Origin of the sequence: Phyllobacterium phragmitis, assembly GCF_002980495.1 — a bacterium.
Classification (GTDB): domain Bacteria; phylum Pseudomonadota; class Alphaproteobacteria; order Rhizobiales; family Rhizobiaceae; genus Paramesorhizobium; species Paramesorhizobium phragmitis.
On record NZ_PVBR01000013.1, the window covers coordinates 72,347 to 94,612 of the forward strand.

Genomic DNA, 22,266 nt, shown 5'->3' on the forward strand with positions numbered 1-22,266 from the left:
AATCCCCCCTGACTAGCAAATCTCGATTGCAAAGCAAACGCTGCAATCTCAATGAATCCTTGCATCGGGGCCCTGCTTGAGGCTATCCCCGGTTTCCAAAGTAGAAACTTATTCAACTACGGTATTCCTATGCTCGACAGTTTGCGTGATGCCGCCCGTTCATGGGTTGCGAAACTTCTTCTCGGCGTTCTGGTGCTGAGTTTCGCCGCCTGGGGTATAGCTGATGTCTTCAAAGGCGATATCGGGGGCAATACTGTTCTGTCCTCCGGCAGTTCCGAAGTCTCGACGACGGAATTCCGCCTCGCCTATGATCGGCAGCTGCAGCTCCTGTCGCAAAGGTTCAACCAGCGCGTCACGCGCGAGCAGGCGCAGGCGCTCGGCATCAACAACCAGGTTCTCTCCCAACTCGTTGCAGGCGTCGTTCTTGACGAAGAAGCGAGGCAGATGAATCTTGGTCTTTCCAAGGATCGGCTTGCGCGGCTGACCGGAGATGACCCGGCCTTCCACGACGCGAGCGGTCGTTTCAATGTGTCCCAATTCAACGAGGTTTTGCGTCAGGTCGGCATGCGTCCGGAGGATTACCTGCAGAACCGCGCCCAGATCGCCCGCCGCCAGCAGATCGTCGAAGCCGTGACGGACGGCATAAAAGTGCCCGACACGCTTCTCAAGGCGGTGGCGCTCTATCAGGGCGAAAGCCGCACTATCGACTATATCACCCTGCCGCTTTCCAGTGCCGGTGAGATTGCCAATCCGTCCGATAGCGATCTCAAGGCCTATTTCGATGCCCATATCGCCGAATATCGGGCGCCGGAATACCGCAAAATTTCCTATGTGAAGCTCGAGCCTGAAGATATCGCCGATCTCTCCTCGGTGACGCCTGAGGAAATCCAAGAATATTACGAAAAGAGCATTGCTCGCTACACGACACCCGAAACCCGGACTGTCGAGCAGCTGAGTTTCGCCAATGCGGATGCCGCGAAAGCCGCGCATGAGCAGATCCTCGCCGGAACCTCGTTCGACGATATCGTCAAGGCAGAGGGCAAGACGCCCGAAGACGTCAACCTCGGCACATTCGAAAAGAGCCGCCTCCCCGATCAATCGATCGCCGATACGGTCTTCGGATTGCCAGAAGGCGGCGTGAGCGACGTGGTGAACGGCGCGTTTGGTCCGGTCATTCTGCGTGTTACCACCATCACACCGCAAAAAATCAAGCCGCTTTCCGAAGTCGAGGCGGAAATCCGCAAGGCCATTGCCGTTACCCAGGCGGCAAATGCTGTTCTCGGCGTTCACGATAATTATGAGGACGAGCGTTCCTCCGGCGCAACGATGGCTGAAGTCGCCGATAAGCTGAAACTGAAAATGGTCACCATCGATGCGGTGGACAACAGCGGAAATGCTCCTGACGGAACGCCTGTTGCCAATATCCCCGATCAGGCGCGGCTCCTGCCGGCCGCATTCCAGACGGATGCCGGCATCGATAACGATCCCCTGCCCATCGGTACCAATGGTTTCCTCTGGTACCAGGTGGACGGCGTGACCCCTGCCCGTGACCGCTCGCTGGACGAGGTCAAGGACCAGGTGGTGGAAAAGTGGAAGGCGGAGGAAGCGACCAAGCGGCTGACGGCCAAGGCTGACGAATTGAAGAAGCGCCTGGATGGCGGGGCGACCCTCGACACCTTGGCGACCGAGCTCAATCTGGAAAAGCAGACCAAACGCGGCATCACCCGTGTCGGCAACGATGCCGAACTGTCGGCGGAAGCCGTCGCGAAGGTTTTCGGCGGACCCGATGGCATGACAGGCATTGCGCCTGCCGTTTCCGACGGCGCGCAGATCCTGTTCAAAGTCGTCGAATCGGTCGAGCCGGCCGGAGCTGGTCCTGATTCGATCCCCGAGGATCAACGCCAAGCCTTTGCCGCGCGCCTTTCCGACGATCTGCTGGATCAGCTTGTCGCCCAGTTGCAGACCGAATTCCCTGTTACCGTCAACCAGGCCGCCATTGATCGGGCACTGGCTTATTGAGATACACCATGGCTGATTTGAAGATCCATATCGCCAAAGCCGCTTCCGGCATTCCGCTTTCGCGGGCGGATGCCGAGGAAGCGTTTGGCATCATGATGTCGGGCGAAGCGACCCCGTCCCAGATCGGCGGTTTTCTGATGGCCCTGCGCGTACGCGGCGAGACGGTTGAGGAAATTGCCGGCGCGGTTGCCTCCATGCGCGCCAAGATGCTGCCGGTCGCAGCACCCGAAAATGCGGTCGATATCGTTGGCACCGGCGGTGATCAGTCCGGTTCATATAATGTTTCGACCTGCTCCGCCTTCGTGGTGGCGGGGGCCGGCATTCCCGTGGCCAAACACGGCAACCGGGCGCTCTCGTCGAAATCCGGCGCAGCCGACACGCTGGCGGCGCTCGGCATCAACATCGAGGCCGATCCACAGCGGATATCGCAATGCATCGACGAGGCGGGCCTGGGCTTCATGTTCGCCCCCACGCATCATTCGGCGATGCGTCATGTCGGCCCCAGCCGCGTCGAACTCGGCACGCGCACCATATTCAACCTGCTCGGGCCCCTCTCCAATCCGGCAGGCGTCAAGCGCCAGCTCGTCGGGGTCTTTGCCCGCCAATGGGTGGAGCCGATCGCCCATGTGCTGAAAGATCTCGGATCGGAAGCCGTCTGGGTCGTGCATGGCGACGGCCTCGACGAAATGACGACCGCGGGCATCACCCACGTCGCAGCACTGGAAAACGGCGCGATACGCAGCTTCGAAGTCACGCCGGAAAGCGTTGGGCTGCGCCGCGCCGATCCGGACGAGTTGAAGGGCGGCGACGCCGCATACAATGCCGAGGCACTGCGCGGCGTTCTCGAAGGCGTCAAAGGCGCTTTTCGCGATATCACGCTTCTCAACTCAGGCGCGGCGCTCGTCATTGCCGGCAAGGCCTCAAATCTCGGTGAAGGCATCGCGCTTGCCGCCCATTCGATCGACAACGGGGCCGCAAATGCGGTATTGAAGAAACTCATCACCGTTTCCAATCGCGAAGACATCTGAGCCATGGCCGACATTTTGAAGAAGATCGAAGCCTATAAGCGCGAGGAAATCGCCGCCGCCAAAGCGCGACTGCCGCTTGCCGAAATCAAGGCCAAGGCGGCCGACCAGACGCCGCCGCGCGGCTTCCTCGATGCTCTGCAGCGCAAGCGCGCGCAGGATGATTTCGCGCTGATCGCCGAAATCAAGAAGGCGAGCCCTTCGAAGGGCCTGATCCGGCCCGATTTCGATCCGCCGGCGCTCGCCAAGGCCTATGAATCGGGCGGTGCCACCTGCCTTTCCGTGCTGACCGATACGCCGTCCTTTCAGGGCGCGCCGGAATTTCTTGTCGCTGCGCGTGCCGCATGTTCCCTGCCCGCGCTACGTAAGGACTTCCTGTTCGATAGCTATCAGGTGCATGAAGCCCGCAGCTGGGGCGCGGATTGCATCTTGATCATCATGGCGAGTGTCAGTGACGATCTCGCCCGTGATCTGGAGGAAACCGCTTTTTCGCTCGGCATGGACGTGCTGGTTGAAGTCCATGACGAGGAGGAAATGCAGCGCGCGCTGAATCTCTCCTCCCGCCTCCTCGGTATCAATAACCGCAATCTGCGCACTTTCGAGGTCGATCTTGCCGTCTCCGAACGGCTTGCCGCCATGGCGCCCGCCGACCGGCTTCTGGTCGGTGAAAGCGGCATCTTCACCCATTCGGATTGCCTGCGGCTGCAAGGATCCGGCATCGGCACCTTTCTGATCGGCGAAAGCCTGATGCGGCAGGACGATGTCGCGGCCGCCACGCGCACGCTTCTTCGCGGCGGCGATGTGGAAACCCGCCGCGCGGCAGGCTGACCGCCATGGCCGGCAAGCTTACCCATCTCGACGAAACCGGCGCCGCCCATATGGTCGATGTCGGGGCTAAAGACGAGACCGAGCGCGTTGCCGTCGCCGAAGGTTTCGTCATCATGCTTCCGGCAACCCTCGAGCGCATCCTGGAAGGCAATGCCGCCAAGGGCGATGTGATCGGCACTGCGCGGATCGCGGGCCTCATGGCGGCCAAGAAGACAGCCGATCTCATACCGCTCTGCCACCCGCTGATGCTGACCAACGTCGCGGTCGAGATCGACGCGGATGAAGCGCTGCCGGGCCTGCGCGTACAGGCGACCGCCAGGCTGACCGGCAAGACCGGCGTGGAGATGGAGGCCTTGACTGCCGTTTCCGTCGCCTGCCTCACCATCTACGATATGGCGAAAGCCGCCGACAAAGGCATGGTGATCGGCAATATACGGCTTCTTTCCAAGAGCGGCGGCAAGTCGGGTGACTGGCAAGCGCCTTTGCGGAGCACGAGCTGACATGGCGTTGCTGGCCGTCGATGAAGCGCTTGCGCAGCTTTTGGCCGATGCCAAACCTTTGGGCGAAGAAATCTTGCCTACCGCTCGGGCCGGCGGACGGGTACTTTCCCGGCCCGTCCAAGCGCATCACAGCCAGCCACCCTTCGATGCCTCGGCGATGGATGGCTATGCGATCCGCGCTGCCGATGTCGCGTCTGTGCCGGCGCAGCTCAAAGTCATCGGAGAATCGGCTGCCGGCCATCGCTATGCAGGTGCTGTCGCTGCCGGCGAAGCCGTGCGTATCTTTACCGGCGCTCCGGTTCCGCCAGGCGCGGACACGGTTCTGATCCAGGAAAATACCGAGCGGCTTGCCGACAGTGCCATCAATATCCTGCAGACAGTCGCCGAGGGCCGGAACATCCGTCGCGCCGGCCTGGACTTCAGCAAGGGCAATGTCGTGCTCCAACCAGGCCGTATTCTAGATCCGGCAGCACTTTCCCTGGCCGCGGCCGCGAACAATGCCCAACTCCATGTTGTGCGCCAACCCAAGGTGGCGATCATTGCAACGGGCGACGAACTTGTAGCGCCTGGCGCCGTGCCGGGCCCTGATCAGATCATCTCCTCGAACAATATAGGCGTGACGGAGATCGTCCGCATCAATGGTGGCGAGACGCGCGATCTTGGCATCGTCGACGATGATATCGACCATATCGAAACTGCCATCGGTGCGGCCATCGAGAATGGCGCGGACATCCTGGTTACATTAGGCGGCGCCTCGGTCGGCGACCATGACCTCGTCCATGCGGCGCTGACCCGGCGCGGAATGAAACTTGATTTCTGGAAGATCGCCATGCGTCCCGGCAAGCCGCTAATGTCGGGAAGGCTCCAGGGGCTGAACGGTGCCCCCCTCCGCGTACTGGGCCTGCCGGGTAATCCGGTGTCGAGCCTGGTGTGCAGCTATCTCTTCCTGGCCCCGCTCGTCTCCGCATTGGCCGGCAGGCCTTACCAGCCGGATATTCGCACGGCGCGCCTTGGCGTCGACATGCCCGCCAATGATCTGAGGCGCGATCATATCCGCGCGCAAATTATCGCCGATGAGAACGGCGAACCCGTCGCCACCCCTCTGTCCCTGCAGGATTCCTCCATGCTGAGCGCGCTGGCCCGTGCCAACGGGCTCATCATTCGCGAGCCTCATGCGCAAGCTGCGCGCGCAGGAGAACCGTGCGAAGTGTTTATGCTGCGCTGATTCCGGCGGATACAAAGCGCTTGCAATTTCGCTGTTGCCGTTTGTATGTCGATAGGCTTCATTCTCTGGTTTTACGGCAAGGATTTGAATATGCAGCGCATTGTTTATCTGAACGGCGAGTGGCTTGCTGAAAGCGAAGCCAAGGTTTCGATCTTCGACCGCGGCTTTCTTTTTGCCGACGCCATTTACGAAGTCACTGCCGTGATCGGCGGAAAACTCATCGATTATCCCGGCCATGCCGCACGCCTCAAGCGCTCGCTGGCCGAACTTCGCATGACCTGTCCGCTCGACGCCGACAGCCTGCTGGATGTCCATCGCCAGATCGTTGCCCGCAACAATCTCGACGAAGGCCTCATCTATATGCAGATATCCCGTGGTCCAGCAGACCGCGACTTCGCCTTTCCAGCGAATCCCACTCCAACCATCACGCTTTTCACGCAGGAAAAGGGCATTTTGAGCAGCCCGAAGCTCGAAACCGGCATTTCCGTCATAACCATGCCCGATTTGCGCTGGGTCCGGCGCGACATCAAGACCGTGCAGCTTCTTTATCCCTCGATAGCGAAAACGGAAGCCATGCACCGAAATGCCGACGATGCCTGGCTTGTTGAGGACGGTTTCGTCACTGAGGCGAGCTCGGCCAACGCCCATATCGTCACCACTGAGGGCAAGCTCGTAACCCGCAGTCTCAGCACGGCGATCCTTCATGGCATCACCCGTGCGTCCATATTGGATCTTGCGCGCGGCGCCGGCGTTCCGGCCGAGGAACGGGCCTTCACTCCGCAGGAGGCAAAGAATGCGGCGGAAGCCTTCATCACCTCGGCTACGAGTTTCGTGATGCCGGTAACACGGATCGATGGCGAGCCGATCGGTGCCGGTATTCCAGGCCCGATCACCCAGCGTCTCCGCGCCGCCTATGTCGAGGACAGGCGCTCCAACGCTATCTGATATGCGGGCTTTCCCGCACCCAGATTTTAAATAACCTTCGCGCCTCCGTACATCGTTAATGATTTTAAAACAGTTGCAGAACAAGACTGGAACATATAGTGTTCGTTCTGGTTTTGTTTTTTGTTCCGATTCCCTCAAAGGAACCTGCCATGCTGACGCGCAAGCAACATGAGCTTCTGCTTTTCATTCACGAGCGGTTGAAGGAAACCGGAATCCCTCCCTCTTTCGATGAGATGAAGATAGCACTCGATCTTGCTTCGAAATCGGGCATCCACCGGCTCATCACCGCGCTGGAAGAGCGCGGTTTCATCCGCCGTCTTCCCAATCGGGCCCGCGCTCTTGAAGTCATACGCCTTCCCGATTCCATCGCGCCCGGTCTCAACGCGCAGAAGAAATTCGCACCCAGCGTCATCGAGGGCAGCCTTGGAAAGAACATGGCTCCGGTTTCGTCCCGCCCTCATATTGCCAATGATCGTGTTGCCAATGACGACGGCGCCGTGGCCGCTGTCAGCGTTCCGGTGATGGGGCGTATCGCAGCCGGCGTTCCGATCGCCGCCATTCAGAACCAGACCCACACGATCAGCCTGCCGCCTGAGATGATCGGGCCCGGGGATCATTACGCGCTTGAGGTCAAGGGTGATTCCATGGTCGAAGCCGGCATATTCGATGGCGATACGGTCGTCATCAAGCGCAGCGATACGGCCAATCCCGGCGAGATCGTGGTGGCTCTCGTCGATGACGAGGAAGCAACGCTCAAGCGCTTTCGCCGCAAGGGTGCCTCCATTGCGCTCGAAGCGGCAAATCCAGCCTATGAGACGCGTATCTTCGGGCCGGACCGGGTACAGGTACAGGGCAAGCTGGTGGGGCTCATCCGCCGCTATTGATGGGAGCCGGAAGGCGTTTTACCGGTTTCTGCCCCGCTTTTCCGGCTTGTGCTCGCGTTTTGAATGTACGGCTGGTGCGAGTTTTCTCCGGGAGACCGCGCGCCGCGCGCGAAAAGACTCTATATCGGTTCCATGGCCGCTCCGGAGAGCCGATGGCGTAGGTCAGGATTGGCGGTTGCTCGATCGGCTGGTCAGCCGATACGCTTTGATGGGTTTCGGCATTTTCTGATGCGCTTCCTATCTCGATGGAATCGGAGACCCGCTCAAACGCCTCGCCAAACGTCCCGCTTGTATCAGATGGAAAAGCAGTGCCTGTTTTTCCCGCGAAATCTAGTTCCTGCCGGACCTGCTCTGCCGGCATAGGTCGGGCCGGTGCGATCTGCTCGATGTCACCCAACCTTATTTCGAGCGTTCCCTTTATCGCCAGATCGCGCAAGGTAATCACGATCTTCCCTTTTTGCTTGTCCTTTTGACCGCATGACAGGTTCTTGCCGGGAAAGGCGAGTATGACCATATCGCCGATCGCGCAGGCGATTTTGCGGCCTTCCGCGACATTGGTATAGGCCAGCATCTGCCCGTTGCGCATTTCGGCAAGACAGACGCCATCCTCGCAGATGAAGCCAGGATAATCGGTGGCCGAACCAGGCTGCGGCTTGATGATATCAGACGCATTATAAGCTTTCTGCCAGTTCTCGATGGTGAAGCGCGACGGCCGTTTGCGGTTGACCGCCAACACGCCGCTCTCGGTGCGCAGCGCGACCAGTCGTCCGTCATCCGATATGATCAGATCCGGACCGCGTTCCTGCATGAAGAAGAAAAGACCGGCGGCAAAGAATGCGAGCGAAATGGCGCGCAGCCGCGTTTTCAGGAACATGGCCAGCACCAGCCCTGCCGACCAGAGCAGCAGGGTGGAGACCGGCATGATCCCTGGATTGGCATCCGGCGAGATCGAAGCCACCTCGCGCGCCACCCATTTGACCACCGAGATGCCTGATCCCATCACCTGCAAGGGCGCCCATTCAAGATCGAAAGGCATCATGATAAGGCTGAGGACGGCAAAGGGCATGACGCAGACGGATATGACGGGCAATGCAAGCACATTACTGAGAAGGCCGAGCGGTGCTGTATTGTTGAAATGATAGAGCGCGAAAATTCCGCTTGCCGTCCCCGCGATCACCGATGTCGCCGCCGTCGCGCCGATCGATGCGACGATCTTGCCGACGAACCCTTGCGCCTGGAATGATGATGATAATGCCTGTTCCGCACGATTCCGTTTTCTGCCGGTCCACCAGACGAACGCCGCGATCAACGCGGCGGTCGCGGAAAACGACATCTGGAAACTGGGGCCGACGAGTTCATGGGGGACAAGGACGATGGCAATCAGTGCTGCCAATGCGAGGTTGCGCATGGTGATGGCGGAGCGGTCCATCATGACGGCGATGAGCATCACCCCCAGCATGACAAAACTGCGCTGCGCGGCAACGCCCGAACCGGAAAGCAAGAGATAAAACGCTGAGGCCAGCAGGGCCGCTCCCGCCGCATATTTCTTCATCGCGTGTCGCATGGCGAAGCCGGGAAAGAGAGCGATCAGCGCGCGCACCACGAGCATGACGAGCCCGCCGGCGAGCGCCATGTGCAGGCCGGATATGGAGAGAATATGCGCAAGGCCGCTAAGACGCAGCGCTTCATTCGTTTCATCGCTGATGCCTTCGCGCTGCCCGGTAATGAGGGCTGCCGCTATCGCGCCTTCCTCGCCCTCCAGACTGGAAACGATGCTCTCGGTTATCCCCTGCCGTAGGGCGGCGATACTCAAGCGCACATGGGAAACGAACCCTTCGGGCGGCGGGATCACCGCGCCTTTGGGCGTTCCCAGGAAAAAACCATTGGCGCCAATACCGTTGAAATAGCCATGAAAGGCGAAATCATAGTTCCCGGGACGCACCGGTCCGGATTGGGCGCGCAGGCGCACCAGGCCGGTAAGCCCCGAACCGATTTCGGCGGTGGCGGGCAGATCGCGGCCAGAAACGCGGATGCGGTCTGGCGCGTAGCGAAGTTTCGGCCGTGCGGTTGAAAGCACATCCAGCGTCACGCGCCATCCGCCGCTGGCATTCTGCTCCATGGCGATGATGCGCCCCGTCACGCGCGTGGTGATGTCGGCACCGAGCATCGGCGTCGCAAGCCGTATCGTTTCCGTCTTTGCAGTCAGCATGCCGGCCACAACGGCAATCGCGAATGTCAGCACCATCGCCGCGATCTGGCGCTTGTGCGCAAGAACACGGATCATGACCAGGACAGAGAGGCCGGAAAGAAGCGCCGACCATCGCGGTTCCTGCGGGAGCGAAAAATACAGAATGGCGCCCATGGCGGCGAAGACGGGCAGGAAGAGAAAGCGCGTCCCGTGCTCCTGCTCCTCGGAAAACAGGTTCGTAAGGGAATCGCCAAATAATCGGAAGCGCGCGGCGATAAGGTCGCGTGTCGGGAGCGCGTGTCGGCGATGCCAGGGCTGATGAGTGGCGGCTTTCTTCTCCGGCAGCGTTTCGGCAGGCGGCAAAGTAATGATCGGCCGCTTCAATAGCGCCCGTTCATCCACCTCGCTCGTGTCGTGCGCACCCCTCATTTGCCCCCGCTTGGCGCTCGGAACCCCAAGACCGATCGCGCCAGCACACTTGCACCGTCAGCCACCTATGCTACATGAACGCCAACCGAAATCGAGTGGGGCTTTCAATATGGCCCCGCACTCACCGGAGTTATCATGTCCTCACCCGTGATTACCCGCTTTGCGCCCTCGCCTACCGGCTTTCTGCACATCGGTGGCGCGCGTACGGCGTTGTTCAACTGGCTCTACGCGAAGCATACCGGCGGCAAGATGCTGCTGCGCATCGAAGACACCGACCGGGAGCGCTCGTCGGAGGCCGCGGTCACGGCTATTCTCGACGGACTGCGCTGGCTTGGCCTCGACTGGCACGGCGATACGATTTCGCAGTATGAGCGGGCCGGACGTCATCGCGAAGTCGCCGAAGAGCTCGTTACCAGGGGTAAGGCCTATCATTGCTATGCATCGCCGCAGGAACTCGATGAAATGCGCGAAAACGCCCGCGCCGAGGGCCGTCCTCCGCGCTATGACGGGCGTTGGCGGGATCGCGATCCCTCCGAGGCGCCGGCGGGGATAAAGCCGGTCATCCGTATCAAGACGCCCCAGACAGGTGAGACGGTCGTGCATGACGATGTGCAGGGCGAGGTTCGCTTTCCGAACAAGGATCTCGATGATTTCATCATCTTGCGTTCCGACGGCAACCCTACCTATATGCATGCCGTCGTGGTCGATGATCATGATATGGGAGTGACGCACATCATCCGCGGTGACGACCACCTGACCAATGCCGCCCGCCAGACGATCATCTACGACGCCATGGGCTGGCCGGTGCCGTCGATGGCGCATATCCCGCTCATCCACGGGGCCGATGGCGCAAAGCTTTCAAAGCGGCATGGCGCGTTGGGCGTCGAGGCTTATCGCGCGATGGGCTATCTGCCACAGGCGCTGCGCAATTATCTGGTTCGTCTCGGCTGGAGCCATGGCGATGACGAGATCATGTCGACGGAACAGATGATCGAATGGTTCGACGTCAAGGGCATCAACAAGGGTGCAGCGCGTTTTGACTTCCAGAAGCTGGAGGCAATCAACGGCCATTACATGCGTTTGAGCGATGATGGCGAACTTTTCGAAGCGCTCATCGCCGTGCTGCCAGAGATCGAAGGAGGACCGGAACTGCTCGCCGCCCTCGACGACAAGCGTCGCGGCCAACTCCTTGCCGCCATGCCGGGCCTGAAGGAGCGAGCGAAAACGCTCGTGGAGCTGGCCGACGGCGCCAAATTCATCTTTGCCGTGCGTCCGCTGGCGCTCGACGAAAAGGCCGCCTCCCTGCTCGGCGAAGAAGGGCGCGCCATTCTCAAGGGTGCTCTTCCGGCGCTGGAAGAAGCAAGCGATTGGACACCGGTAAGTCTCGATGCCGCCATACGCGCCCATGCGGAATCGACCGGGCTGAAACTTGGCAAGATAGCGCAGCCTCTGCGTGCCGCTTTGACGGGTCGCGCAACCTCTCCTGGTGTATTCGATGTGCTGGCTGTCCTCGGCAGAGACGAATCCCTGGCAAGAATTAGGGATCAGCTCGATTAAACCTGTGGTCGCTTGCAGGACATCACGCTGTCGTGAAAAAAGCAGCTTCCGGAGGTGAAATTCCGCATTGCAACATTGGAGGTTTGGGATAGTTTGACGTGCGAAATCTTCGGGATTGTTCAGCACGAAAATTCATAAGGGGCTATTTCGATCTCACCGCAATCGATGCCGGTGACGGAGGATTTGAAAGGAACGCTAATGTCTACTACTACAGCTAATATCACCCTTGACGGCAATACCTTCGATCTCCCTATCCGCAAGGGCACTGTTGGACCAGACGTCGTCGATATCGGCCCGCTCTACAAGAACGCCCACGCCTTCACTTACGATCCCGGCTTCACCTCGACCGCCTCGTGCGAATCGAAGATCACCTATATCGATGGCGATGAGGGCATGCTGCTTTACCGTGGCTATCCGATCGATCAGCTCGCCGAGCATGGCGATTTTCTTGAAACCTGCTATCTCCTGCTCTACGGCGAACTCCCGACCAAGACGCAGAAAGCGGATTTCGATTATCGCGTGACCCACCACACCATGGTGCACGAGCAGATGACCCGCTTTTTCACCGGCTTCCGCCGTGACGCGCACCCCATGGCCGTCATGGTCGGCTGCGTCGGCGCCATGTCGGCCTTCTATCACGACTCGACCGACATCACCGATCCGCATCAGCGCATGGTCGCCTCCATCCGGCTGATCGCCAAAATGCCGACTCTGGCCGCTATGGCCTACAAATATCATGTTGGGCAGCCCTTCGTTTATCCGAAGAACGATCTCGACCTGGCATCGAATTTCCTGCGCATGTGTTTTGCCGTGCCGTGCGAGGAATACAAGGTCAATCCGGTCCTGGCCCGCGCCATGGACCGTATCTTCATCCTGCACGCCGACCATGAGCAGAACGCCTCCACGTCGACCGTGCGCCTCGCAGGCTCGTCCGGCGCCAATCCCTTCGCTTGCATCGCGGCTGGCGTTGCCTGCCTCTGGGGCCCTGCCCATGGCGGTGCCAACGAAGCAGCTCTCAACATGCTTGCAGAGATAGGCACGGTCGACCGCATTCCCGAATTTATCGCCAAGGCCAAGGACAAGAACGATCCGTTCCGCCTGATGGGCTTCGGCCACCGCGTCTACAAGAACTACGATCCGCGCGCCAAGATCATGCAGAAGACCACGCACGAAGTTCTCGGCGAACTCGGCATCAAGGACGATCCGCTCCTCGACGTTGCGATGGAACTGGAGAGGATTGCGCTTACCGACGAATATTTCATCGAAAAGAAGCTCTATCCGAATATCGACTTCTATTCCGGCATCACGCTGAAGGCGCTGGGCTTCCCGACCGAAATGTTCACGGTGCTGTTCGCGGTGGCGCGCACCGTCGGCTGGATCGCCCAGTGGAAAGAAATGATCGAGGATCCGCAGCAGAAGATCGGCCGTCCGCGCCAGCTCTACACCGGCGAGCCGCCGCGCGATTTCGTGCCGCTGGCCAAGCGGAAATAATCCAAAGATAAAAGAAAAGGCGCTTTCGGGCGCCTTTTCTTTCAACGCGATTTTCCGGGAGACTTTCCGTTTTCGAGCAGATCGAGCACGGCTTTCGCCGCGATTTCGCCCGCGGGCCTGTCCGTCATCATAAGATCGACGATATCCTGGAAACCCGAAATCTGGGCGTCGCGTGCCGGCCCCGGCTGCATCAGCCGGTCAAGCTGGCGCGCCAGCAGCCCAGGCCGGACGAACTCGTTGAAATGTTCCGGGATGATCGCTTCATCGGCGATGATATTGGGCAGTGCCGCGCTCCAGGTCGTGATGCGCGGCATCAGGAACTGCTTTGCGAACCAGTCGACCTTATAGGCGAGAACGGTCGGAACATGCGCCAGCGCCAGCTCGAGCGAGACGGTGCCCGAAGCGGCAAGGGCTGCATCCGCCTGCGCGAACGCCTTCCATTTGTCTTCCTCGCTTGTCACGATAAGCGGTTTCACGGGCCAGTCGGCGGAAAGCGTACGCACCATCGGTTCGATTTCCGGAAGGGTCGGAAGCATGACATGCAGCGTCTCGACCCGCCCGGCCAACTCGGCCACGGCCTTGCCGAAAGGCTCCATCAGCGTCTTGATCTCCGAGCGCCGTGATCCGGGCAGCACGAGCAGCGTCCGCTCCTCGCCGTCCGCCCGCGCAGCCTCCCGGCTTATCCGGGCCGCTCTGACATCCAGTATCGGCTTGTAGCTCGCAAGGCGATGGCCGGCATAGGTCGCCGGAGGTCCGCTCAGCCGCTTCAGAACGTCCACCTCGAACGGCAGGATCGTCAGCACATGATCGACATAGGCCCGCATGCTCTTGGCCCGCTGCGGGCGCCATGCCCAAACGGTCGGTGCGATATATTTGACGATCGGTATAGTGGGATTGGCAGCCCTCACCTTCTTCGCGACACGATGGGTGAAATCCGGACTGTCGATGATGATGAGGCAATCCGGCTTCGCCGCGACCACGGCCCTCGCCGTCTGCGCGATGCGCCAAACCAGCCTTGGCATATTTTTCAGGACCGAGCTGAGGCCCATCAGCGCAATCTCACCGGGGTCGAACAGGCTTTTCAGTCCGCGCTGCTGCAGATGGCTGCCGCCGACGCCGACGAGATTGATCAGGCGATCTGTCTGGCCGCGCAGCGCATCGATCAGATCCGCGCCAAGCAGATCGCCGGATTCCTCTCCGGCGATGATCGCGATCTTCAGCGGCAGTTTCCGCGCCATCAGCTTTCCTCCGCTCTAACCCTGTTTCGAATCGAACGTCTCTATGAAAATGCCCTTCTCGTTGGCGGCGGCCACGGTTTCCCCATACCCCAAGATGAATGTCCTTCCCGCCTCGACCGCAATTCCGGAAAGCCCGGCTCGCACCGCATTCTCAACCGTCGATAAACCGATACCCGGCAGATCGGCGCGCTCATCCTGCGTCGGCTTGGCGCTTTTGACAAGGACGCCGCCCCTTTGCGGAATACGTCCCTCACCGCGCAGTTGCGCGATACGTTCCAGCATGGCGTCGGTACCCTCGGCACCTTCCAGCGCCACGACCCGGCCTCCGACGGCGACAACCGCCTGTCCGATGTCGAGAACGCCGATCAGATGCGCGGCCTCGCGCGCAATGGCGATATTGCGTTCATCCTCCTTGGCCGCCTTCCGCTTCGTCAGGCGGGCGACGGCGGGCGCCAGCAGGTCGGGCACGATCTCATGCGCGCCGACAACCCTGAAGCCATAGGATTCGATAAGGCTGATGAAGGCGCGCAACAGCGCATCGTCGCCACGGCCGAGTGCCCCGATCATCCGCGGTATGGCGGAAAGCGTCGGCCCGTCGAGCCTCAGGTCGGCAAAATGCGGACGGCTGCGCACGCCGCCAGCCAGGATCACATTGCGCACGCCGGCGGTCTTCATCGAGCCCATCAGCTTGCGGAATTCCACCAGGGAAATCTCCACGTGATCATAACGGTAGAGCGCGGGGTCCGCCTCGTCCTTTATTCCTACGATGAAAGGCGCTTTGCCCTGCTTGTCCAGGCTTTCGGCCACCTTCAGCGGCAGGAGACCACTTCCCGCGATAATGGCGGTGCGGCCTGCGGCATCGACATCAGGCGCCACGCTAATGGCCTCAGTTCTCGCCGTCGCGCCTGCCATGATCGGCGGCGCCGATCAGCGGCGTGCAATAGGCGCGCTTGGTATCAATGGTGATGAAGGAAATCAGATCGGCGACAGCGACCGAATCCGGCATGGCCTGCAGAACATCATCGGCGCGTTCGCGGATCGGCTTCGTGCGGTCGAACAGCATGCGCGTTGCACGGCGGATATTGTGGATCTCCGGGCGCGCCATGCCGGAGCGCTTCATGCCGACGATATTGAGCCCGCCCAGATGCGCCTGGACACCAACCGCCATGCCATAGGGAATGAGATCGTGGACGAGCGCGGCAAGGCCGCCGACAAAGGCATGATGACCGACGCGGCAGAACTGATGCACGCCGGCGCCGCCGCCGATGATGGCATGATCGCCGATGACGCAATGGCCGCCGATCATCACATTGTTGGAGAACGTCACATGATTGCCGACGTCACTGTCATGAGCGACATGCGCATAGGCAAGAAAGGTGCAGTCGTCGCCAACCGAGGTATGGCCGCGGCTCGAATCCGATCCGCGATGCATGGTGACGCCTTCGCGGATGGTGCAATTGCGCCCGACGGTGATCGTGGTCGGCCCGCCCCGGTGTTTGCCGTTTTGCGGGTCGCAGCCGAGAATCGCATGGGGATAGACCTTCGATCCGGCCCCGAGCGTGGTGGCATCGGTAACCACGACATGGCTCATCAATTGGACATTGTCGCCAAGAACGGCGCCGGCCTCGACATGGCAGAACGGCCCGACCGACACGCCCTTGCCAAGCTCCGCGCCTTTTTCGACCAGGGCGGTCGGGTGAATGAAAGTCTCGCTCATGATGGGTTCACGCCTGGTTGTCTTCGGCGACGCCGATCATCGCGGCTACCTCGGCTTCGGCCACCCTGATGCCGTCGACTTCCGCGGTGCATTCGAACTTCGTGATATTGGCGCGCTGCCTCAGTTTCTTGACATGGATCAGCAGGCGGTCGCCGGGCACCACCGGACGCCGGAACTTCGCATTGTCGATGGTCAGGAAATAGACGATGCCAGGCTTGTCTGCGCCGCGATGCATGAGCGAGATCGCCCCCGCCGTCTGGGCCATCGCCTCGATGATCAGAACGCCGGGCATGATCGGATTATCAGGGAAATGTCCGGCGAAATGCGGCTCGTTGATGGTGACGTTCTTGACGCCTGTCGCCGATTGATCGCCGTCGATATCGATGATGCGGTCGATCAGCAGGAAGGGGTAGCGATGCGGCAAGATCGCCAGCAGCCTTTGAATATCGGCCGCATTCAAATTGGCCCGCCCGATCTCACTCATCCGAAGACTTCTCCCTCTTTGGCTGGCCTATACTGCGCAGTGCCGCGACTTCCCGAAACCATTGCTTGAACGGACGCGCCGGCAGACCGCCCCATTTTTCGCCGTCCGGAATGTCGTTCATCACGCCGCTCGCCGCCGCGATCTGCACGTTTGAACCGATTGTCAGGTGATCCGCCAGCCCGACCCGGCCGCCGAGCATGGTCATGTTCCCGATCGTGACACTGCCGGAAATCCCGCAATGGGCGGCGATGAGGCAATGCCGCCCGATGCGTACATTATGGCCAATCTGTACGAGATTGTCGATCTTGGTACCCTCGCCTATGACCGTATCGGCCAGCGCGCCGCGATCGATGGTGGTGTTGGCGCCGATCTCGACATCGTCCTGAACGATGACCCGGCCAAGCTGCGGCACCTTCTCCAGTCCGCCTCTGCCCGGAACAAAGCCGAAGCCATCCTGCCCGATACGCGCGCCGGGATGCAGATAGACCCGGTTGCCGACGAATGAATGCTGGATCGAAACGCCGGGCGCCACGAAACTGTCGCGTCCGATCTGGCAATGGGCGCCGATGACGGCGGTCGCCGAAATGACCGTACCGGCACCGATCGACACGCCCTTGCCGATGACCGCTCCCGCCTCGATTGTGGCGCCCGACTCGATCTCGGCCGTCGGATGGATGCTCGCATTCTTCGAGACGCCCGTTTCACCAAGCCAGGATTCCGGGCGCGCCGAAGCCGGAAACAGCATTCTGCCGACGGCGGAAAAATCCCGATGCGGATTGCGCGTCAAGAGAATGGCGATGCCGGAAGGAATATGGCCCTGCAATTCCTCGGTGCAAAGCACGCCCGCAGCCTTCAGATTGGCGAGATTGCTGGCGTTCTTCTTGCCTTCCAGGAAAACCAGGGCGCTGGCATCGGAATCTGCAAGCGAGGCAAGCCGCACAACCGAACGCGACGCAAACTCCGCATCGCGGAGCTTTGCACCGGTAAATTCGGCGATGTCGCCGATTGTCAATTGACGCGACGGCGTGAAAAAAACGGGATCTGCCATCTAAGCACTTTCTCTCCCGGAACCGGAAGCTCCGGGAGAAGGCAAATCTATCAGAACTTGCTCGAAATGCCGAAATTGAAGTTCTGCACCTTGTCCGTGTCTTCCTTCATGATCGGCCAGGCATAGTCGAAGCGCAACGGACCGAACGGCGAAGCCCACATCAGGCTGATACCTGCCGAAGCACGCAGCTTGCTGCCGTCGCCTTCAACTGCATTCTGATCCGGGCCCGGTTCGTATTCGGTTCCATAGAGCGTCGCCGCATCGGCAAAGAACGCTCCGCGGATGCCCAGGCTTTCGGGAACCATCGGCATCGGAAACTGCACTTCCGCGGTGGCGCTCATATAGGTCGTGCCGCCGAGATAATAGCGCTCGCCATTATTCGACCGCTGGAATGCGCCGATACCGTTATATTTGAAGCCGCGGATGATATCCGAATTGTTCTTGAACATATCGAATATGCGCGCGCCGTCATCGTCGAAGGCATGGATATAGCCGGCGCCGACCCCGAGAAGTCCGACGATATCGGCTTCTTCGGAAAGCGTCTTGTAATAGCTGCCCTTGACGGTCGACTTCAGATACTTCGCATCGCCGCCGACACCGGCATATTCCTGCGTGAAGCGGGCGAAAATGCCGTCATGCGGATTCTTGACATCATCGATCGAATTATAGGTCAGCGAGTAGCTAAGCGACGACTTGATCCACGGGCTTTCGTTAGCGGCCTCTACGATAGCCGGCGCAACGCGATCAAAATTCGGCGTGCCATCCTCGTTGCGAACGTAATCGTCGAGTTCATACTTCTCCTGCACGTAGTTATAGGCCACGCCAGCGGAGAAATTGTCGGTGATCGGCAGGCCGAAACGGATCGTGCCGCCCGTCTGCTCGACATCGTACCTGTCCTTCAGCGAATACGTCTTGCGGAAGACATCGAAGCCCGCCGAAATACGCTGGCCGAGGAAATAGGGCTCGGTGAAGGAGAACGAATAATTACGGGCATCGTCCTGGCCGCCGCCCGCGCCGATGCGAACATACTGACCACGACCGAGGAAGTTGCGCTCGGTGATCGAAGCCTCGACGGATGCCCCCGGCGTTTCGCCGCCTGTGGTGTAGCCACCACCGATGGAGAATTCGCCCGTCGGCTTCTCGACGACGTCGACAACCAGAATGACCTGATCAGGTTCCGAGCCGGGAACCTGCGAAATATTCACCGTCTGGAAGAAATCGAGCGCATCCAGGCGCCGCTTGGCGCGCTGGATCATCACCTGGTTGAATGCATCGCCTTCGCTGACGTCGAATTCGCGACGAATGACATAGTCGCGCGTCTTCTCGTTGCCGCGGATTTCGATCCGCTGCACATAGGCGCGCGGGCCTTCATCGATGCTGTAGACCACCGAAATCGTATGATTCTCGAAATCGCGGTCGCCACGCGGCTCGACCTTGGCAAAAGCATAGCCACTGCCGGCGACGCGTTCGGTAATATCGATGATGGAGCTCTCGATATTCTTCGCGCTGTAAACGGCGCCCGGCTGCGTCTTGATCTCGCCGCGGACAGATTCCGTGTCGACGCCGGGAACGGTGCTCTCTACCTGAATGTCGCCGAAGGTGTATTTCTGTCCCTCGTCGATCGAAATCGTGACGGTGTACTCGTTCGTCGCCTCATCGAGGACGGCATTCGAGGAAACCACGCGGAAATCGGCATAGCCGCGATTATAGTAGAAGCGGCGCAAGGCCTCCTCATCCGCACGCAGCTTGTCTTCGTCATAGATGTCGCCGCGCGTCAGCCATGAAAGCGGATTGGTCCGCTTGGTGGAGATGACATCGCGCAGACGACGATCACCGAAGGCATTATTGCCGACGAAATCGATGGTGGCGATCTTGGTGCGACCGCCTTCATTGATCTCGAAGACCACGTTGACGCGGCCCTCACCGAGATCGATCGTCCGCGTGTTGACGATCGCATCACTGCGGCCGATGCGGCGATAAGCTTCCTGGACGGCCTGCTTGTCCGCCGCGAGCTTGGCCGGATCGAACGCCTCGCGCGGCTTTAGCTGCACGGCGCCGGCCAGGGCCGGATCCTTGATCTTCTTGTTGCCCTGGAACAGGACCTGATTGACCACGGAATATTCGCTGACCTGAACGACAAGCGTGCTGCCGACCTGGTTGATCTGGACATCCGAGAACAGCCCCATGCCGAAAAGGCGCTTCACCGCTTCGTCGATATCGCTACTCGAAAAGGATTTTCCGGGCTGAATGCCGACATTGTCGCGAATCGTCGACGCGTCGACGCGCTTGTTGCCGCGAACATCGATGCGATTGACCACGGCGGCCTCGGCGGCGCTGACCGTAGCCAGGGAAACAGCAACCGTACCGGAGGCCGCAAGAGCCACTGACATGGCGATCGCGGAGGCGGCGCCAAAGAATTTCGAACTTGCCGTCATAGGCTTTCTGAACCTTCGTTTCTCGTTGTCCCCGGGGCGAGATCCCAGAAAAAGCACTTGTCAAAGCACCGTAATAGCTGGTTTTTTCATACAAGCAAGCACTACGGTTAAATTCTGTTTACTTCGCTTCGAACCGTGGCATCCATGCCACGCCATTCACGCGTCATGGTAAACGCTTTTCCCGATTTTGCTGAAATCGCCCCTCTTTTTTACCTTTGATTAGCACCTGTTCACCCCACGACTCAGCAGGCGAAAATGTCGTTGAAGAGCACAAATGCCATAAACCCCATTACCGTTATGAAGCCTACACGAAAGAAAATTTCCTGTATCGCAACCGGTACCGGCCGACGCAGGACCGCCTCAGCGGCATAGAAGACCAGATGCCCGCCATCAAGAGGCGGAAGCGGAAAAAGATTCAATAGTCCAATGCCGATCGACAGCATGGCGGTCAACTGGACCAGCCATGAGAACCCCCGGCTCGCCGCCTGCCCGGCCATATTGGCGATCTTGACGGGCCCGCCCAGCTGACATTTGTCCTCGCGTCCGGCAAAGAATCTGCCGAAGAATTCACCGGTTCGACTGACGATATAGCCGGTTTCCAGCACCGCCTGCCGCACCGATTCGACCGGGCCGTATTCGACGGACCTGAATTTGCCGAGAGCTTCGTTGTTGACGACGCCGATGACACCGATCTTGATCTTGTTGCCCAACGGGTCCGACTGTTCGATCAGTTCGGGCGTGGCGGTCAGCGCCACTTCCTGCCCCTTGCGCTCCACGGTAAAGCGGATCGGATCGCCGGCCCGCCCCGATACGTAGCGTTGCACATCGGCAAAGGTCGTCACCTTTTCCCCATCGACCGTCAGGAAACGATCGCCAGGCTCGAAACCGGCTACCGCAGCAGGGCTGCCGGGGCGCAGTTCCGCCACCATCGGATCGGCAATGACGCGGCCATAAAGGGCGAAGAAGACGCTGAGGATAGCGATCGTCAGGAGAATATTGAAGGCCGGGCCGGCAAAGACCGTGGCGGCGCGCTTCCAGACCGGCTGAAGGTGGAAGGCGACAGCCTTCTCGGCATCGCTCAGCCCCTCTTCCGCCCCCTCCGACGGGGCGCTCGCAACACCTTCGTCGCCGACGAACTTGACGTAACCGCCCAGCGGAATGGCCGAGAGTTTCCAGCGCGTGCCGTGACTGTCGGTAAAGCCGATCAGTTCGGGGCCGAAACCCACGGAAAACGCCTTGACGCCTATGCCGCACCACCGGCCGATGAGATAGTGACCCATCTCATGGACGAAAACGACGACTGTCAGCACGAAGAGGAACGGTACGAGCGTTCCAACAAGCAGGCTGTCGCTGCCGAAAAGATATGAGACAAAGTCTCCCAATGTCCACTCCTGGCGAGGCTCCGTGCATCATGCACGGCAGCCATGATAACCCATTTACATACCGAAGAAGATAGCGGAAGGCACATCCGGTTCGGCGAAGATCGCGCCAATCACGTACAGCAGCACGGCGGCCGCGACAAGCCCATCGACGCGATCCATGATGCCGCCGTGCCCCGGCAGAAGCCTGCCTGAATCCTTGGCGCCGAAAATCCGTTTGACCCATGATTCGCCGAGGTCGCCCACCTGGGAGATCACGGAAAGCAGCAGGGCAAGGACAGGCACCACGTAATTTCCCGGAGGCGTGGCAAGCGATGCGACCAGAACGCCTGCCGCGATTGCCGCCGCTGCACCGCCGATCGCTCCCGACCATGTCTTGTTGGGCGAAAAGCGCGGCGCGAGCTTTGGTCCGCCCATCGCACGGCCATTGAAATAGGCGGCGATATCCGTCGCCCATACCACGGCGAAGAGAAACACGATCGCCGTAAAGCCGAAAGGCTCGTCGCCTCTCAGCAACGAGAGCGAAATCATCGGCAGCCCGGCATAAAGCAGCCCAGCGACCGGCCAACCCTTGCATGTCTTCCAGGTAAGAGGCGCCAGGAAAGCGGCACCGAAGGCAAGCGCGCCGATCGTCAGCGAGGCGCTTCCGTCCCATAGGAGAAGCACGGATACGAACCCGAGCCATAGCCAACCGAAGGCGCGCGAAAACGATGTCTGTCGCGGCGCCGTAAGTGTCGTCCATTCGTGGAAAACCGCGACGCCGATGACGATGGCGAGCAGCGTGAAACTCACCCCGCCGATCCAGGTCAGCAGGAGTACGGCGGCGCCCAGAACGATCGCGGTTACAATGCGGGTCTGGAGATTGGACATACGG

General features: G+C 60.2%; 18 protein-coding genes. 9 read left to right on the forward strand and 9 right to left on the reverse strand.

Annotated elements, in window-relative coordinates; translation table 11 throughout:
• The first annotated feature begins 129 nt into the window (after nucleotides 1-129).
• The 7 genes from C5748_RS17395 (at nucleotide 130) to lexA (ending at nucleotide 7,426) form a co-directional block, all read left to right on the forward strand.
• Nucleotides 130-2,019: a peptidyl-prolyl cis-trans isomerase gene (locus C5748_RS17395; protein WP_105743203.1), complete on the forward strand. Its 1,890-nt coding sequence runs from the start codon at nucleotides 130-132 to the stop codon at nucleotides 2,017-2,019.
• 8 nt (nucleotides 2,020-2,027) lie between these two features.
• Complete coding sequence (gene trpD, locus C5748_RS17400; protein WP_105743204.1) at nucleotides 2,028-3,047, forward strand: anthranilate phosphoribosyltransferase; 1,020 nt, start codon at nucleotides 2,028-2,030, stop codon at nucleotides 3,045-3,047.
• A gap of 3 nt (nucleotides 3,048-3,050) precedes the next feature.
• Nucleotides 3,051-3,872 (forward strand): indole-3-glycerol phosphate synthase TrpC, encoded by an 822-nt coding sequence (gene trpC, locus C5748_RS17405; RefSeq protein WP_105743205.1) that lies wholly within the window; start codon nucleotides 3,051-3,053, stop codon nucleotides 3,870-3,872.
• A 5-nt stretch (nucleotides 3,873-3,877) separates the two neighbouring features.
• Nucleotides 3,878-4,372, forward strand: a complete 495-nt coding sequence (gene moaC, locus C5748_RS17410; RefSeq protein ID WP_105743206.1) for a cyclic pyranopterin monophosphate synthase MoaC — start codon at nucleotides 3,878-3,880, stop codon at nucleotides 4,370-4,372.
• Nucleotide 4,373: 1 nt separating this feature from the next.
• Nucleotides 4,374-5,597 (forward strand): molybdopterin molybdotransferase MoeA, encoded by a 1,224-nt coding sequence (locus tag C5748_RS17415; protein WP_105743207.1) that lies wholly within the window; start codon nucleotides 4,374-4,376, stop codon nucleotides 5,595-5,597.
• Nucleotides 5,598-5,687: 90 nt separating this feature from the next.
• The gene (locus C5748_RS17420) at nucleotides 5,688-6,542 is read left to right on the forward strand and encodes a D-amino-acid transaminase (RefSeq protein ID WP_105743275.1); all 855 of its coding nucleotides are present in this window, start codon (nucleotides 5,688-5,690) and stop codon (nucleotides 6,540-6,542) included.
• Between the two features lie 149 nt (nucleotides 6,543-6,691).
• Nucleotides 6,692-7,426, forward strand: coding sequence for a transcriptional repressor LexA (gene lexA, locus C5748_RS17425; protein WP_105743276.1), 735 nt, complete (start codon nucleotides 6,692-6,694; stop codon nucleotides 7,424-7,426).
• On the opposite strand, the gene C5748_RS17430 is transcribed toward lexA, so the two are convergent.
• Complete coding sequence (locus C5748_RS17430) at nucleotides 7,410-10,043, reverse strand: ComEC/Rec2 family competence protein (RefSeq protein WP_105743208.1); 2,634 nt, start codon at nucleotides 10,041-10,043, stop codon at nucleotides 7,410-7,412. The two genes, lexA and C5748_RS17430, sit on opposite strands and share 17 nt — an antisense overlap.
• A 135-nt stretch (nucleotides 10,044-10,178) precedes the next feature.
• Here C5748_RS17430 and gltX point away from each other — a divergent pair, with 135 nt between their 5' ends.
• Together gltX and gltA are read left to right on the forward strand one after the other, a co-directional pair.
• Nucleotides 10,179-11,600, forward strand: a complete 1,422-nt coding sequence (gene gltX / locus C5748_RS17435; protein ID WP_105743209.1) for a glutamate--tRNA ligase — start codon at nucleotides 10,179-10,181, stop codon at nucleotides 11,598-11,600.
• Nucleotides 11,601-11,798: 198 nt separating this feature from the next.
• A complete protein-coding gene (gene gltA, locus C5748_RS17440) occupies nucleotides 11,799-13,091 on the forward strand; it encodes a citrate synthase (RefSeq protein ID WP_105743210.1) in 1,293 nt (430 codons plus the stop codon).
• Nucleotides 13,092-13,132: 41 nt separating this feature from the next.
• On the opposite strand, the gene lpxB is transcribed toward gltA, so the two are convergent.
• From lpxB to C5748_RS17480, 8 genes are all read right to left on the reverse strand, one after another.
• Nucleotides 13,133-14,329 carry a lipid-A-disaccharide synthase gene (gene lpxB / locus C5748_RS17445; RefSeq protein WP_105743211.1) on the reverse strand — a complete coding sequence of 399 codons (1,197 nt, stop codon included), beginning with the start codon at nucleotides 14,327-14,329 and terminating at the stop codon, nucleotides 13,133-13,135.
• A 15-nt stretch (nucleotides 14,330-14,344) separates the two neighbouring features.
• A complete protein-coding gene (locus C5748_RS17450; protein ID WP_105743212.1) occupies nucleotides 14,345-15,241 on the reverse strand; it encodes an LpxI family protein in 897 nt (298 codons plus the stop codon).
• Nucleotides 15,216-16,046, reverse strand: a complete 831-nt coding sequence (gene lpxA / locus C5748_RS17455; RefSeq protein ID WP_105743213.1) for an acyl-ACP--UDP-N-acetylglucosamine O-acyltransferase — start codon at nucleotides 16,044-16,046, stop codon at nucleotides 15,216-15,218. Before lpxA ends, C5748_RS17450 begins: the two co-directional genes overlap by 26 nt.
• Nucleotides 16,047-16,053: 7 nt before the next feature.
• A complete protein-coding gene (fabZ, locus tag C5748_RS17460) occupies nucleotides 16,054-16,530 on the reverse strand; it encodes a 3-hydroxyacyl-ACP dehydratase FabZ (protein WP_105743214.1) in 477 nt (158 codons plus the stop codon).
• The gene (gene lpxD / locus C5748_RS17465) at nucleotides 16,523-17,578 is read right to left on the reverse strand and encodes a UDP-3-O-(3-hydroxymyristoyl)glucosamine N-acyltransferase (RefSeq protein WP_105743215.1); all 1,056 of its coding nucleotides are present in this window, start codon (nucleotides 17,576-17,578) and stop codon (nucleotides 16,523-16,525) included. Before lpxD ends, fabZ begins: the two co-directional genes overlap by 8 nt.
• Nucleotides 17,579-17,628: 50 nt before the next feature.
• Entirely contained in the window at nucleotides 17,629-20,013 is a 2,385-nt protein-coding gene (gene bamA / locus C5748_RS17470) for an outer membrane protein assembly factor BamA (protein WP_105743216.1), read from the reverse strand.
• A 242-nt stretch (nucleotides 20,014-20,255) separates the two neighbouring features.
• Nucleotides 20,256-21,395, reverse strand: coding sequence for an RIP metalloprotease RseP (gene rseP, locus C5748_RS17475; RefSeq protein ID WP_105743217.1), 1,140 nt, complete (start codon nucleotides 21,393-21,395; stop codon nucleotides 20,256-20,258).
• A gap of 54 nt (nucleotides 21,396-21,449) precedes the next feature.
• A complete protein-coding gene (locus C5748_RS17480) occupies nucleotides 21,450-22,262 on the reverse strand; it encodes a phosphatidate cytidylyltransferase (protein ID WP_105743218.1) in 813 nt (270 codons plus the stop codon).
• Nucleotides 22,263-22,266 lie beyond the last annotated feature (4 nt).

Bases quoted from the DNA above. Each gene is read 5' to 3' on its own strand.
- C5748_RS17415 (WP_105743207.1), top strand. From the start codon at position 4,374: ATGGCGTTGCTGGCCGTCGATGAAGCGCTTGCGCAGCTTTTGGCCGAT.
- C5748_RS17480 (WP_105743218.1), bottom strand. From the start codon at position 22,262: ATGTCCAATCTCCAGACCCGCATTGTAACCGCGATCGTTCTGGGCGCC.
- gltX (WP_105743209.1), top strand. From the start codon at position 10,179: ATGTCCTCACCCGTGATTACCCGCTTTGCGCCCTCGCCTACCGGCTTT.
- bamA (WP_105743216.1), bottom strand. From the start codon at position 20,013: ATGACGGCAAGTTCGAAATTCTTTGGCGCCGCCTCCGCGATCGCCATG.
- trpD (WP_105743204.1), top strand. From the start codon at position 2,028: ATGGCTGATTTGAAGATCCATATCGCCAAAGCCGCTTCCGGCATTCCG.
- C5748_RS17420 (WP_105743275.1), top strand. From the start codon at position 5,688: ATGCAGCGCATTGTTTATCTGAACGGCGAGTGGCTTGCTGAAAGCGAA.
- lpxA (WP_105743213.1), bottom strand. From the start codon at position 16,046: ATGAGCGAGACTTTCATTCACCCGACCGCCCTGGTCGAAAAAGGCGCG.
- C5748_RS17395 (WP_105743203.1), top strand. From the start codon at position 130: ATGCTCGACAGTTTGCGTGATGCCGCCCGTTCATGGGTTGCGAAACTT.
- fabZ (WP_105743214.1), bottom strand. From the start codon at position 16,530: ATGAGTGAGATCGGGCGGGCCAATTTGAATGCGGCCGATATTCAAAGG.
- moaC (WP_105743206.1), top strand. From the start codon at position 3,878: ATGGCCGGCAAGCTTACCCATCTCGACGAAACCGGCGCCGCCCATATG.
- lexA (WP_105743276.1), top strand. From the start codon at position 6,692: ATGCTGACGCGCAAGCAACATGAGCTTCTGCTTTTCATTCACGAGCGG.
- gltA (WP_105743210.1), top strand. From the start codon at position 11,799: ATGTCTACTACTACAGCTAATATCACCCTTGACGGCAATACCTTCGAT.
- C5748_RS17450 (WP_105743212.1), bottom strand. From the start codon at position 15,241: ATGGCAGGCGCGACGGCGAGAACTGAGGCCATTAGCGTGGCGCCTGAT.
- C5748_RS17430 (WP_105743208.1), bottom strand. From the start codon at position 10,043: ATGAGGGGTGCGCACGACACGAGCGAGGTGGATGAACGGGCGCTATTG.
- trpC (WP_105743205.1), top strand. From the start codon at position 3,051: ATGGCCGACATTTTGAAGAAGATCGAAGCCTATAAGCGCGAGGAAATC.
- lpxB (WP_105743211.1), bottom strand. From the start codon at position 14,329: ATGGCGCGGAAACTGCCGCTGAAGATCGCGATCATCGCCGGAGAGGAA.
- lpxD (WP_105743215.1), bottom strand. From the start codon at position 17,578: ATGGCAGATCCCGTTTTTTTCACGCCGTCGCGTCAATTGACAATCGGC.